The sequence below is a fragment of the Butyrivibrio sp. WCE2006 genome (assembly GCF_000701985.1).
In the GTDB taxonomy this organism is placed as follows: Bacteria; Bacillota; Clostridia; order Lachnospirales; family Lachnospiraceae; genus Butyrivibrio.
Map to the genome: position 1 here is coordinate 97,898 of NZ_JNKH01000012.1, position 13,681 is coordinate 111,578.

The window sequence follows — 13,681 nt, forward strand, 5'->3', positions numbered from 1 at the left end:
TGAATTTCATATATTTTATGGATTAGTATTGTAATATTAAGAATAATTTATTATTTTTTTTCATCATCATATGAAATTCGTGATATAATCTATTAGTTAAAGAGACTCTTTTGAACGAGGTATAGATATGAAAAATTTAAATGATTATGTAAGAACAATTCCTGATTTTCCTGAGCCGGGTATTATGTTCAGAGATATTACAACCGTACTCCAGGATCCGGATGGTCTTCAGCTTGCTATAAATACAATGCAGGATATGGTTAAGGATGTGGATTTTGATGTAGTTGTAGGTGCAGAATCCAGAGGTTTTATATTCGGTACTGCTATAGCCTATAATTTGAAAAAGGGCTTTTCCATGGCTCGTAAAAAGGGTAAGCTTCCCTGTGAAACCATATCTGAAGAATATGAGCTTGAGTATGGCACAGCAGCAATGGAGATGCATGTTGATGCAATTAAGCCCGGTCAGAAGGTTATTATTGTAGATGACCTTATTGCAACAGGCGGAACACTTAAAGCCATGACCAAACTTATCGAGAGACTTGGCGGTGAAGTTGTGGGAATCCTTGTCCTTATGGAACTTAAGGGACTTAAAGGCAGAGAAGCTCTTGGTGATTACAAGCTTTATTCAGCTCTTGCTTACGAAGGCAAATAAACATTTGCGGGGATAGATATATTATGGGCCAGACAGAATTTGATGATGGAAAAATTGAATCAATCGATGAATTTCAGTCTCCCGAAGCTCTCTACGAAGGGCTTATTACCCGTGTCCGCAGATACCATCCATCAGATGATATAACATTGATAGAGAAGGCTTATCAGGCTGCCGCTGAGGCTCATAAGGATCAGCGGCGAAAGTCGGGTGAGCCTTATATTATTCATCCGCTCTGTGTTTCTATTATCCTGGCTGATCTTGAAATGGATAAGGAGACTATTGCGGCAGGACTTCTGCATGATGTCGTTGAAGACACCATTTATACGAAGGAACAGATAAGTGAGCAGTTCGGAGCAGATGTAGCTCTTCTTGTTGATGGTGTTACCAAGTTGCAAGGACTGGAATTGTCAGGGGATTACGCGTCTAAGACACCTGATCAGATGGAGATGCAGGCGCAGAATCTCAGGAAAATGTTCCTGGCAATGGCGAAGGATATCCGTGTAATTCTTATTAAGCTTGCGGATAGACTTCACAATATGCGTACCTTGAAGCATATGCCGCCTGTTAAGCAGCAGAGAATTGCCCAGGAGACATTGGATATTTACAGTCCGATTGCCGGAAGACTTGGTATCAGTAAGATAAAAATTGAGTTGGATGATCTTTCGCTTAAATATCTTGAACCTGATATTTACTACGACCTGGTTAAGAGAGTTGCCCAGAGAAAAGTCGAGAGAGAGAAGTACGTCGATGAAATATGCGCAGTTGTTCGGGAACATATCCGTGCTGCGGGAATTCCCGGAGAAGTTAACGGAAGAGTAAAACACTTCTTCAGTATATATAAGAAAATGCACAATCAGGGCAAGACCCTTGATCAGATATATGATCTTTTTGCAGTAAGAATTATCGTTGATTCTGTTAAGGACTGTTATGCTGCTCTTGGTGTAATACATGAGATGTATAAACCTATTCCGGGCAGATTTAAAGATTATATTGCGATGCCTAAACCCAATATGTATCAGTCATTGCATACCACGCTGATTGGTGCATCCGGACAGCCCTTTGAAATACAGATCAGAACATATGAAATGCACCGTGCTGCTGAGTACGGTATTGCAGCTCATTGGAAATATAAAGAAGCATCAGATGGAAAACATGTCGAAAGGCAGGAAGAAGAGAAGCTTACCTGGCTCAGACAGATCCTTGAATGGCAACAGGATATGTCAGATAACCAGGAATTCATGAATCTGCTTAAGAGTGATCTCAATCTGTTTTCTGAAGATGTATATTGCTTTACACCTAATGGAGAAGTTAAGAATCTACCTGCAGGTTCGACCCCTATTGATTTTGCTTATAGTATTCATAGTGCTGTAGGTAATAAGATGATAGGTGCCAAAGTAAACGGTAAACTGGTTCCTATTGATTATCGTATTCAAAATGGCGACAGAATAGAAATACTTACCAGCCAGAACTCAAAGGGACCAAGCAGAGACTGGCTCAGCATTGTTGGAAGCACTTCAACAAAGAATAAAATAAACCAGTGGTTCAGGCATGAGTTTAAAGAGGAAAATGTAAACAGGGGTAAAGAAGCCCTTGTAGAGTATTGTAAGGCTAAAGGCATAGATATTTACAATATCATAAAGCCGGAATATCAGAGCCTTATCGTGAGAAAATATGGTTTCCACAGTTGGGATGCGGTACTTGCAGCTGTCGGACACGGCGGACTTAAGGAAGGTCAGGTAGTTAATAAAATACTTGAACTTTATGATAAAGATCACAAGCAGAACATGACTGATGAGGAAGTTCTTGCTGCGGTTGCCGAATCAAATGTTACGCCAAGGATCAGCAGTACAGGAAGCGCTATAATCGTTAAAGGCATACATGATGTTGCTGTAAGATTTTCAAAATGTTGTAATCCTGTACCTGGAGACCCCATTGTTGGATTTGTCACAAGAGGAAGAGGCGTCTCCATCCATAGGAAGGACTGTGTAAATGTCCGCGCTATGCAAAATGAGGACAGAACAAGACTTATTGAGGCTAAGTGGGAAAGTCATGCACTTGGTGAGAAGTACGTTGCAACCATCAATATTTTTGCCAATAACAGATCAGGGCTTCTTGCAGATGTATCAAGAGCTCTTACTGAGAAGAATGTAGATATTCTTTCTATGAATACCAGAACCAGTAAGCAGGGACTTGCCACAATGGAAACTTCATTCCAGGTTTCAAGCAGAGAGGAGCTTGGAGAGATTGTTGATAAGATAAGAAATATTGACAGCGTCATCGATATCGAAAGAACAACAGGCTAATAGTTAATCACTTGGCGCGTTATTCGCGCTTAGTGTACTGTTAGCACATGGTATCAGAAAGGGATACTTAAATGAAAAATAATAAAATAGGAACTGTGGCAGTTGGCTCAATGTGCCTGGGAATGGTGCAGACTAACTGCTATTTTGTTTTTATAGAGGATGGTAAAGATCATAGTGTGAGTACAGATCCCCATAAGGAAGAAGATTATACGCCGGTTGTATTCTTTGATCCTGCGGATAAGGGAGAACTTATTTACCGGGAGCTTGATAAGAGGGGATTTAAAGTTGATGCAATATATCTGACTCATGCTCATTTTGATCATATTGGCGGAGCAGATGAGCTTAGAAAACTCACCGGTGCAAAAATCTATGCCTATGAAAATGAGAAGAGATTATGCGAGGATCCGGAATATAATCTGTCTGCTGATTATGGCAGAAGCATAACCATTAAGCCTGATGGATTTCTGCCGGATGGTGCAGAATGTGAGTCTGCAGGGCTAAAGTTCAAGCTTTTAGCTACACCGGGTCATACTGAGGGAAGCTGCTGCTTCTACTTTGAGGATGGTATTCTTATAAGCGGAGATACGTTGTTTGAGAGCTCTGTGGGAAGAACAGATTTTCCCGGAGGATCTATGTCTGAGCTTGTTCGTTCCTGCCATGATAAGTTGTTTGTACTTCCGGATGATACTAAGGTATACCCGGGACATGGTGATATGACAACTATCGGATATGAGAAACAGAATAATCCATTTCTCTAATAATTTCGAATATTAACAAAGCTATTAACAAGGAAATATAAATGATTTTAGTCAGAATTAACAAGGACAAATATAAATATGATATTCATTCTTTGGTGAAAGCATTTTATTCTAAAGAGGATGTAAGTGTATTAACTGATGAAGAAATCGCAAAAAAAGAATTTGATGAAAATGATATTCTCTTTAAAATAGAAATCTTTTTGGAAGAGGAAAAAGGCGAGATTTCCATGAAAATCATCAGGAAGGATGGTTCCTGTGCTGAAGCAAAGACAATCTGTGCCACTTCTGAGGAAGGTGCAGATAGTTCAACAAACGGAACATCTGCATCTCTTTCAACTCCAAAGAATGCACTTAAGCAGATGATGTACAGGGAGCTTTCAAAGGAAATAGGTCATGAGCTTCCCTGGGGTTCGCTTACCGGAATAAGACCAACCAGAATACCGATGCAAATGCTTGAAGCAGGAAAACAGGAAGATGATATAAAGAAGTACATGCAAAATACTTTCTTTGTGTCTGACGAGAAAACTGATTTGGCATATAACATTGCTATTAGGGAAAAGAAGATACTGGATGATATAAACTACCGTGATGGATATAGTATTTATCTTGGAATACCTTTTTGCCCCACCACATGTTTGTATTGCTCATTTACATCATTTCCAATAGTAACATGGTCTAAAAAGGTTGATGATTACATAGAATGTCTGAAAAAAGAGATTGATTTTGTAGCAGAAAACTTTAAAGGCAAAACAGTTAATTCAGTGTATATAGGCGGTGGTACACCTACAACGCTAAGCCCTGATCAGATGACCAGACTTATCAGCTATCTGAGAGAAAAGATTGATTTGTCGGAGTGCAGGGAATTTACAGTTGAGTCAGGCCGCCCTGATTCCATAACAAGAGAAAAGCTTAGAGCAATGAAAAACTGTGGTGTAGACAGGATTTCAGTAAATCCTCAGACAATGAGTGATGAAACTCTTAAAAGAATTGGAAGGCAGCATACAGTTGCACAGTTTATAGATGCATATAAAACTGCAAGGGAAGAAGGCTTTGACAACATTAACATGGATATAATCCTGGGACTTCCCGGTGAAACCGAAGAAGATGTTAAGCATACAATGTCTGAGATTGAGAAGCTTTCTCCTGATGATCTTACGGTTCACAGTTTATCCGTAAAGAGAGGATCAAGACTTGCTGAGCATATCAGAAATAACGGATATTTTGTGGCAGGTGATACAGGCTCCATGATGAAGATTGCTGCAGAGAGCGCCGGAAGAATGGGACTATCTCCTTATTATCTCTATAGACAGAAGAATATTTCCGGCAATCTTGAAAATACAGGTTATGCAAGAGAAGGAAAAGCCGGGATTTACAATATCCTCATGATGGAGGAAGTGCAGTCAATCGTGGCTTTAGGAGCAGGAACTGTAACAAAAAGAGTATATGGTGATGGAAGAATTGAAAGATGCGACAATGTAAAGGATATTACATTGTATATGAATAATATAGAGGAAATGATAGAGCGCAAACGTGTTTTGTTCTCGTTATAGCCTACGGAGTTTTGAATGCAAAAGAATAATAAAAGATATGACATGATGACAAAGACACCAATACCTCAGCTTATTTTGAAGATGGCTGTGCCAACCATAATAAGCATGCTGGTAACGGGAATATATAATACGGCAGACACGTTCTTTGTAGGGAAGATATCAACACAGGCGACTGCAGCAGTTGGCCTTGTTTTTACGGTAATGGCTCTGATTCAGGCAACGGGATTTTTCTGTGGCCATGGATCCGGGAATTTTTTATCAAGAATGCTTGGAGCAGGTGAATCCAAGAAAGCAAATGAAATGGCTTCAACCGGATTTGCCCTTGCCTTAATACTTGGTCTTGTTATTGCAATTGTTGGGAATATATTTGTAGATGATCTTGCAAGGCTCATTGGTGCGACACCGACAACCCTTGATGATACAAGAAAATACATGAGGATAATCCTGTTTGGTGCTCCTTTTATGATTGGTCAGTTTGTAATAAATAACCAGTTAAGATTTCAGGGAAGTGCCGTTTATGCAATGATAGGTCTCATGTGCGGTGCAGTGATGAATATGGGACTGGATCCACTTCTTATCTTTGTATTTGACATGGGAGTATCAGGGGCAGCTATTGCTACAATTATGGGACAGCTTACTAGTTTTGTTGTTTTGCTAATAGGTAGTAGCAGAGGTGAAAATATAAGGCTTTCCTTATCAAATGTGAGATTAAACGCTTATTATTTGAAAGAGATAATAAATGGTGGTGCGCCATCACTTTTCAGGCAGGGACTTGCTGCCATCGCGTCACTCCTTATGAACAAGGCTGCGGGAACCTATGGTGGAGACGCGGCTATAGCAGGAATGTCAGTAAATACCAGAGTTATGATGATGATGTCATCAGCTCTTATAGGCTTTGGTCAGGGATATCAGCCGGTATGTTCCTTTAATTACGGCGCCGGTCTTAAAAATCGTGTAAAAGAAGGATATTTTTTCTGCGTTAAGTATTCGACGATTTTCTTATGTATACTTGGTGCAATAAGTTATTTCTTTTCAAGTGAGATTATTTCTTTCTTTAGAAATGATCCCGACGTTATAGCGGTTGGATCAGTGGCCCTTAAGTGGACCGCAGCGACGCTTCCTCTTAGCGGCTGCATAGTTATGACAAATATGATGCTTCAATCTATAGGTAAAGGTATTAAGGCATCAATAATGGCTTCCTGCAGGAACGGAATATTCTTTATTCCGCTTATTTTAATCCTGCCACAGATATTTGGATTATTTGGAGTTGAAATTACTCAGGCTATTGCCGATATATTTTCAATTGCAGTTTCAATACCGCTTGCTTATTCAGAAATAAGACATTTTAAGGAGCAGAGTAAGTGAAGAAAAAAGATCTTATAAGAAAACTTTTTATAGTGATCTTTATTGCAGCATTCCTGATTGCTGTCTATTTTTTCATAGGAAAACCGATGCTGAAATTTGTTGGTGATCCGGATGAATTAAAGGCTTATATAGAAAGCAGAGGAGCCATGGGACTTCTGGTATTCTGCCTTCTTGTAACTGTGCAGACAATATCTACCTGTATTCCGGGTACTCCGTTTTATATGGGTGCAGGATATGTTCTTGGTGGATTCTATGGAGCACTTATATGTGACTTAGCTGCGACCATAGGTAACACCGTAGCATTTTTACTTGGAAGGAAATTTGGAAGAAAGCTCCTTGAAAACTTGTTTCCTGAAAAGAAAATTGAATCCGTTGAGCAATACATAAAGAAAGGCAGTCCAAAGCTTATTCATATAATGTTCATGTTTTTACCGCTTCCCAAGGATACTTATGCATGGTTTGGATATTATTCTGGTGAGAAGGTTCTGATGTGGATGGTTATTACATTTATCGCAAGGTTTCCTCACATCTTTTTATACAGCTATGGCGGGAATAAGATTCAGGAACAGCAGTATGGTGTTCTGATACTTGGCGCAATTATTGCAGTTTTGGTTTACGTGGTAGTATTACTTAGGATAAAGAAGCTTCGTAAGGAAGATAATAACATCGATGAAATCTGATTTTGGAAAAGCAGATTATTTATGCTTCATATAATCTAAAATTTGTATAAAAGATTAACTATTAACTGAATATTTTAATTTTGATATGTTATTATTATGTATAGAGTTACTGAATGATTTACCTTTACTGATTTGCAGGAGGAGGAATTATGCAAGGCTATACCAAGATTGAATATTCCAGAAATAATGAAGTTATTCTACGTAACACAAAAGGGCATTTTATTACACCCAATTCCCATGTTAATTACTTTATTGATTTTTGTGATGCCAAGGCCAGAATGAAGGAAGCAAGAGCTGCAGGCGAATCCCTTGCAGAGTTTTATATAGCTTCGGGTGCCATAGACACAATTCTTTGCCTCAATGGTATGGAAGTTGTAGGCTCTTATCTTGCTGAAAAGCTGACACAGGCAGGGGTTATCTCAACTAATGCCCATAAGACGATGTACATAACAGGACCTGAATACAATGTTAACGGACAGATAATGTTCAGAGATAACAATAAGCATATGATAACCGGCAAGAAGGTTTTGATTATTTCGGATTCCGTTACAACAGGTGGTTCACTTAAGAGTGCATTGGATTCTGTAAGATTCTATCAGGGTGAAGTAGTCGGAATTGCAGCAATTTTCTCCGTTGCTACACAGATTGAGAATTATCCGATAATGTCCCTGTTTTCAACGAGAGATCTTCCGGACTATGCAAGCTACGCTCCGGATAACTGTCCTTTATGCAAGGAAGGTGTAGTAGTAGATGCTATCTGTAATGGATTTGGATATTCTACTTTATAATTAGTTCCATTAATGAATTGGTTATATATCTGGTGAATTGAAGGCCACAAGGATTCCTTCGATTCCCATATCACATAATACGATATTTTCAGCAGGTATGTTTATTGTACTAACATACCTGCTTTTATATTCTTCAAGTGAAAGAGAGGACTTAATGTCATAATCAGGACAGGTAGAAGCATAGCCTTTTTGAAGACTGTCAGCTTTTGGAATATATGTCTTAAGGTAATGATTGTAGATATCATCAGGAGATGAACAGAGCCAGAGGCAGTAATTACAGTTTGTTGTGAGCTTACTGGCAACGCGTTTTAACTGATCATGTTTATCTATGTCCATAATCGGAAAGCCTGTTGTTTTTATTTCATTTACAAGGCTTGCAAGAAGTCTGTATTCACTCCGTGATAACAGAGCAGAGTAGTGGTTTATGAGAAAATCACATACTTCATATTTTCCGCAGTACATAATTTCTGTGGTTACTACATCTATGGGATTATGCTTGTCTGTGGTAAGCGCAGTTATTCTGGGAAAAAGCGTATCGTCACGATAGCCGGTTCCTGAATCAATTATCGTCTTTGCATTTTTTGTTAAATACTCGTATTTATAAGGCCTCTCCATCATATTTCTATAAATTCCCAATCAAATCATTATTTAATATCAATATCAATTTCACTTACATTTTACAACGCTTCAAATAGTTTATAAAAGATAAAAAAGCATGTTGACATCAGAGACATACGGATGTATATTTAAATCAACATATGAACAATCGTTCATATGATTAAATGAAAGTATTTAAATGAGATTTATGTAAACGCTTATGAAAGGAGGTCAAATATGGCTGCATTATCATGTAAGCTTGACGAGCTTCCCGATGAAGAAGAGATGTATGATCTCGCTGAATTATTCAAGGTATTCGGTGATTCATCAAGAATAAGAATTTTGTTCGCGTTATTTGCATCAGAATTTTGTGTAAATGATCTTGCCGATAATCTTGGAATGACTCAATCAGCAGTTTCTCATCAGCTTAAAATTTTGAAGGTTAATAAGCTCGTTAAGAGTAGACGTGATGGGAAGCAAATGTATTATTATCTGGCAGATGATCATGTGAGAACCATTATATCAATGGGACGTGAGCATATTGAAGAACAGTAAGATAAACGTAGTTATAAATTCTAATTATTATAAAGAAAAGAGGACATAAAGATGAAGAAGAGTTTTAAATGTGAAGTTGATTGTGCAAACTGTGCAGCAAAGATGGAAGATGCAATTAATAAAATTGATGGTGTTAAGAGTGCCAGAGTAAATTTCATGACACAGAAGCTTACTCTTGATGCAGATGATGACAGATATGATGAGATCCTGGATGCTGCAGTTAAGGCTTGTAAAAAGGTAGAGCCTGATTGTGAGATTGAAATCTGACAAAAAAAGAGCCAATACAGGCTCTTTTATTAAATATAGTTTTTTTAAGAGGCGTGTACTATGACTAAAAAGATGAAGAAAACCCGAAACAGAATAATCGCCGTACTTATAATATTTCTGCTATTACTTATACTTGATAATACCGGCATTATCTCGCCGGAGAGCTTGAGCATTCTTGGTGTGTTCTATACTCCGGCAATATTTATCATATATCTGATTCCGTATCTGATAATTGGCATAGATGTGTTAAGGAAGGCGTTTGTAAATATTTCTCATGGACAGGTGTTTGATGAGAATTTCCTGATGATGATTGCCACATTTGGTGCATTTGCGATTGGTGAATATTCAGAAGCACTGGCAGTTATGCTTTTTTACCAGATTGGAGAGCTTTTCCAAAGTTATGCTGTCGGAAAGTCAAGACAGTCAATAACTGAGCTTATGAGTATTGCTCCCGAGTATGCAAATGTGATCCAGGATGACGGTGAGATCGAGGAAACAGACCCTGAGGACGTAGAGATAGGAACACTGCTTTTGATTAAGCCCGGTGAAAAGATTCCAATCGATGGAATAGTAATAGAAGGTGAATCATTTATAGATACTTCTGCCATCACAGGTGAATCTGTTCCAAGAAGAGTTAAGGAATCCGGCGAAGTCATAAGCGGATGCGTAAATCAGGATAGTGTTCTCAAGATAAAAACAACGAAGAAATATGAGGAATCTACAGTTGCCAAGATTCTTGAGCTTGTTGAAAATGCCAGCAACAAGAAATCAAGAATGGAGAATTATATCACCAGATTTGCAAGGTATTATACGCCTGTTGTAACAATTGGAGCTGCTTTACTTGCAATAATTCCTCCGATTCTTGGAATGATGCCTATAGCAGATTCTGTTAAAAGAGCTTGTATTTTCCTTATAGTATCCTGTCCCTGCGCGCTTGTTATATCAGTGCCTTTAGGATTCTTTGGCGGTATTGGTGCAAGTTCCAGGATGGGTATTCTTGTTAAGGGAAGTAATTTCCTTGAGGCTATAGCTGAGGCAGATACTCTGGTTCTTGATAAGACAGGTACAATCACTAAGGGTGAATTCAAGGTAAGCGAGATAATTCCTGCAAGTGCTGATGTCACAAAGGAAGAAATCATATGTATCGCTTCCGGTGCTGAGAAATTTTCAAATCATCCGATCGCAAGATCGATTATAGAATATCATGAAGAAATGCATAGTAATAACAGTTCTTTGAGCGATGATAATACTGAGCTTTCAGATATCAAAGAGGTGGCAGGCCACGGCATAACTGCACTTCTTGGAAAAGAAATGATTTTTGTCGGAAATGCCAAGCTTCTAAAGAAGTATGAGATAGATTTTACTGAATCTGATAAGCCGGGAACCGTTATTTATGTAGCCAGGGGAAAAGTTTTTCTTGGAACAATCATAATATCTGATACAATAAAAGAAGGTGCTGCAGAATCTATTTCGAGTGTGAAGAGAGCCGGCGTGACGAAGGTTGTAATGCTCACAGGTGATAACGAAGATACTGCCAGGGTCGTAGCAGAAAAAGTCGGAATAGATGATGTATATTCGCAGTTACTGCCAGCAGATAAGGTTGAAAGAGTGGAATATCTCCTTAACAATAACAGTGGTGGTAAGGTTGCATTTGTTGGTGATGGTATTAATGATGCTCCTGTTCTAATGAGAGCTGATGTTGGAATCGCCATGGGAAGCATGGGTTCTGATGCTGCCATTGAAGCGGCAGACATAGTTCTTATGGATGATGACATAGGTAAGATTTCAGCAGTAATTAAAATTGCCAGAAAAACCTTGAGCATTGTAAAGGAAAACATCGTATTCGCTCTTTTTGTAAAAATATTGATACTGTTTCTTGGTGCTATTGGATTTGCGACCATGTGGATGGCTGTGTTTGGTGATGTTGGTGTTGCCGTACTTGCTATTCTTAATTCAATGAGAGCCATGAGATGGTCGAAAGAGGATATGAATGGCAAAGTCAGAGCTTGAAGTAATACAGCTTTTAATGAAGCTGATTGGACACAAGACAGGCGAGATCAGTAAAGTAACTTACACCCCTCAGAAGATAGTTTTTCCAACGGATACAGAGGGGGAGACATCTCTTCCCAGATGTACTCCGGAGGAGCAGGGGGTAAGTAGTGTATTTATCGAGAAATTATTCAGGACACTACATGAGAATAACAGCTGTCATATGCATAAAGCAATGGCAGTAAGAAATGGATATGTAATAGGTGAGTGTGCTTTCAGACCATTTGATATGGATAAATGGCATGTTACTCATTCTATGTGTAAAAGCGTAACAGGAATGGCTATAGGTCTTCTTGTATGCGAAGGAAAAATTAAATTAGAAGACAAGATTGAAGATATATTCAAAGGAATGAAGGGACCTTTACAAAGTCTGTTTTCAAGTGGAATCACTGTAAGACATCTTTTGACAATGACAAGTGGTTCTTCATTTAATGAATCAGGCTCAATTGCTTCCAATGATTGGAGAAAACAATTTCTGGAGGCTCAGGTTAAATTTACACCAGGATCATCCTTTGAGTATAATTCAATGAATTCCTACATGCTCTCAGCGATAGTGAGTGAAGTCACTGGCGAGAGCATGTTTGATTATTTAAAACCCAGACTATTCGAGCCTTTAGGAATAAAGAGAGTCTTCTGGGAGACCTGTCCTCAGGGAATTACTAAAGGCGGCTGGGGAATGTACCTCAGAATGGAAGATATGGCTAAACTGGGACAGCTATATCTTAACAATGGTTCTTATGACGGCAAACAGATTTTGCCTGAAGAATGGGTTAAAGCTGCAACAACAATGCAGATACCAACCGGGGTTACTTCTGCTCCCGGATATGGCTTTCAGCTTTGGAACAGCAGTTCAAGACTTGGGGCATATACATTTAACGGAATGCTTGGACAGAACGTGTATGTTTTCCCTGACATTAATATGATGATAGTCACGAATGCAGGCAATGAGGACCTTTTCCAAAAGGGCAATATGTCCAGAACTGTATATAATCTTATGGCTGAGCTTGAGGTAGAAGATGCGCCCATCGAAATCTCAGATGAGGTAATCGCTGCTCAAAGGAGCCTTGCGAAATTTGTAAAAAGTGTTCAGGATGAGCCTGAAACTTCATTTTGTATACCGTCGGGAGGTTGGAATAAAAAGAAAAAGCGAAGTACTCTCGGAATGAGTCACAAATTCAGATACCTTCTTATGAAGAGTCTGGATGGAGTGGTTTACGATATGGATGATAAAGGCGTAGGATTCATGCCTTTACTTATGCAGATAATGCATAATAACTTTACCGATGGTATTTCATCTGTGGGCTTTAAACTTAATAATGCAAACGGTGCTTTTTACCTTCTTATTAAGGAGGGAGAAAAGACTCATGAAATAAAATGCGGACTGGATGGGAAAGCGGCTCTGACAGATATTGATGAGCACGGTGAAATTTACAGTGTCGCTACAATATCAGAGTTTTCTACTGACGAATACGGCAGACCTGTTATAAGAAATGAGTTTTATTTTACAGAAGATTCTACCGCCAGAGTGATGAATATTTATCTTGGGAAAAGACAGCCGCTTGAACATGATAATGCTATTTCATTTCTATTTGAGAAAGCTCCGGCAAATATCGGTATAAGATTTGATGAAATACCGGGAAGTGGAATGCTCATAAATATTCTGAACCAGTTTGGTAACCTTGAAGATTTGAAGGGAATCAATGGTTTTGTAAAAAATAAGCTGACTGACTACGGCGCACTTGATGCACTTATATTGGCAATTCAGGATACGGTTCGTCCTAAGCTTCACGGTGCTAGGGTAAAGTTTTTGTAGGATTGATAGAATGTAGCACAAGAATTGTGCACAACATAAATAAAAAGGACAACCTTCTGTGTTAAGGTATTTGTTGGCCAAAACAAAAAGCACGGGAGGTGTCCTTATGGACAGTATAAAACAAGTTTGGGAAAAGGTGGAAGAAAATCTTATAAAGCTACGTGAGGATTTTGCAAAAGAGCCTACCCGAATGGCAGAGTTTGAACGAGGTGTACATGCCGAATTCGGTCGACTGGAAAGAGATTTTCTCAGGCAAACATTGGAGGATAGAGATAACCAAATAAGAGGAAGTTTAAAAAGGCTT

The 13,681-nt window shown here is 38.8% G+C and carries 13 protein-coding genes; 12 read left to right on the forward strand and 1 reads right to left on the reverse strand.

All coding sequences use genetic code 11. The features are described from left to right. Window positions 1-127: 127 nt before the first annotated feature. The 7 genes from T501_RS09985 to T501_RS10015 all read left to right on the forward strand — a co-directional run bounded on the left by T501_RS09985 (window position 128) and on the right by T501_RS10015 (window position 8,096). Window positions 128-652, forward strand: a complete 525-nt coding sequence (locus T501_RS09985; RefSeq protein ID WP_026510365.1) for an adenine phosphoribosyltransferase — start codon at window positions 128-130, stop codon at window positions 650-652. Between the two features lie 23 nt (window positions 653-675). Beyond that, window positions 676-2,955, forward strand: a complete 2,280-nt coding sequence (locus tag T501_RS09990; protein ID WP_044914629.1) for a RelA/SpoT family protein — start codon at window positions 676-678, stop codon at window positions 2,953-2,955. Between the two features lie 71 nt (window positions 2,956-3,026). Then, window positions 3,027-3,713 (forward strand): MBL fold metallo-hydrolase, encoded by a 687-nt coding sequence (locus T501_RS09995; RefSeq protein ID WP_026510367.1) that lies wholly within the window; start codon window positions 3,027-3,029, stop codon window positions 3,711-3,713. A gap of 41 nt (window positions 3,714-3,754) precedes the next feature. Then, window positions 3,755-5,263 carry a coproporphyrinogen dehydrogenase HemZ gene (hemZ, locus tag T501_RS10000; RefSeq protein ID WP_044914630.1) on the forward strand — a complete coding sequence of 503 codons (1,509 nt, stop codon included), beginning with the start codon at window positions 3,755-3,757 and terminating at the stop codon, window positions 5,261-5,263. Window positions 5,264-5,278: 15 nt separating this feature from the next. Continuing rightward, a complete protein-coding gene (locus T501_RS10005; RefSeq protein WP_197027945.1) occupies window positions 5,279-6,628 on the forward strand; it encodes an MATE family efflux transporter in 1,350 nt (449 codons plus the stop codon). Next, window positions 6,625-7,308 (forward strand): TVP38/TMEM64 family protein, encoded by a 684-nt coding sequence (locus T501_RS10010; RefSeq protein ID WP_044914631.1) that lies wholly within the window; start codon window positions 6,625-6,627, stop codon window positions 7,306-7,308. Before T501_RS10005 ends, T501_RS10010 begins: the two co-directional genes overlap by 4 nt. 149 nt (window positions 7,309-7,457) lie before the next feature. Continuing rightward, window positions 7,458-8,096 (forward strand): phosphoribosyltransferase family protein, encoded by a 639-nt coding sequence (locus tag T501_RS10015; protein ID WP_026510371.1) that lies wholly within the window; start codon window positions 7,458-7,460, stop codon window positions 8,094-8,096. A gap of 21 nt (window positions 8,097-8,117) precedes the next feature. On the opposite strand, the gene T501_RS10020 is transcribed toward T501_RS10015, so the two are convergent. After that, on the reverse strand, window positions 8,118-8,732 hold the full coding sequence (locus T501_RS10020) for a hypothetical protein (RefSeq protein ID WP_207641189.1): 615 nt from the start codon (window positions 8,730-8,732) through the stop codon (window positions 8,118-8,120). Between the two features lie 198 nt (window positions 8,733-8,930). On the opposite strand from T501_RS10020, the gene T501_RS10025 reads away from it, so the two are divergent. From T501_RS10025 to T501_RS10045, 5 genes are all read left to right on the forward strand, one after another. After that, window positions 8,931-9,248 carry an ArsR/SmtB family transcription factor gene (locus tag T501_RS10025; protein WP_026510373.1) on the forward strand — a complete coding sequence of 106 codons (318 nt, stop codon included), beginning with the start codon at window positions 8,931-8,933 and terminating at the stop codon, window positions 9,246-9,248. A gap of 51 nt (window positions 9,249-9,299) precedes the next feature. Beyond that, the gene (locus T501_RS10030; RefSeq protein ID WP_026510374.1) at window positions 9,300-9,515 is read left to right on the forward strand and encodes a cation transporter; all 216 of its coding nucleotides are present in this window, start codon (window positions 9,300-9,302) and stop codon (window positions 9,513-9,515) included. Window positions 9,516-9,575: 60 nt separating this feature from the next. Beyond that, window positions 9,576-11,525 (forward strand): heavy metal translocating P-type ATPase, encoded by a 1,950-nt coding sequence (locus T501_RS10035; protein WP_044914635.1) that lies wholly within the window; start codon window positions 9,576-9,578, stop codon window positions 11,523-11,525. Further along, a complete protein-coding gene (locus tag T501_RS10040; RefSeq protein ID WP_050008246.1) occupies window positions 11,506-13,377 on the forward strand; it encodes a serine hydrolase domain-containing protein in 1,872 nt (623 codons plus the stop codon). The genes T501_RS10035 and T501_RS10040 overlap by 20 nt, the downstream gene beginning before the upstream one ends. Before the next feature lie 106 nt (window positions 13,378-13,483). Next, window positions 13,484-13,681, forward strand: a 198-nt coding sequence (locus T501_RS10045) for a hypothetical protein (RefSeq protein WP_044914637.1), incomplete at its 3' end; no start/stop codon positions are given.

Bases quoted from the DNA above. Each gene is read 5' to 3' on its own strand.
- T501_RS10015 (WP_026510371.1), top strand. From the start codon at position 7,458: ATGCAAGGCTATACCAAGATTGAATATTCCAGAAATAATGAAGTTATT.
- T501_RS10025 (WP_026510373.1), top strand. From the start codon at position 8,931: ATGGCTGCATTATCATGTAAGCTTGACGAGCTTCCCGATGAAGAAGAG.
- T501_RS10035 (WP_044914635.1), top strand. From the start codon at position 9,576: ATGACTAAAAAGATGAAGAAAACCCGAAACAGAATAATCGCCGTACTT.
- T501_RS09995 (WP_026510367.1), top strand. From the start codon at position 3,027: ATGAAAAATAATAAAATAGGAACTGTGGCAGTTGGCTCAATGTGCCTG.
- T501_RS10005 (WP_197027945.1), top strand. From the start codon at position 5,279: ATGCAAAAGAATAATAAAAGATATGACATGATGACAAAGACACCAATA.
- hemZ (WP_044914630.1), top strand. From the start codon at position 3,755: ATGATTTTAGTCAGAATTAACAAGGACAAATATAAATATGATATTCAT.
- T501_RS09985 (WP_026510365.1), top strand. From the start codon at position 128: ATGAAAAATTTAAATGATTATGTAAGAACAATTCCTGATTTTCCTGAG.
- T501_RS10030 (WP_026510374.1), top strand. From the start codon at position 9,300: ATGAAGAAGAGTTTTAAATGTGAAGTTGATTGTGCAAACTGTGCAGCA.
- T501_RS10040 (WP_050008246.1), top strand. From the start codon at position 11,506: ATGGCAAAGTCAGAGCTTGAAGTAATACAGCTTTTAATGAAGCTGATT.
- T501_RS09990 (WP_044914629.1), top strand. From the start codon at position 676: ATGGGCCAGACAGAATTTGATGATGGAAAAATTGAATCAATCGATGAA.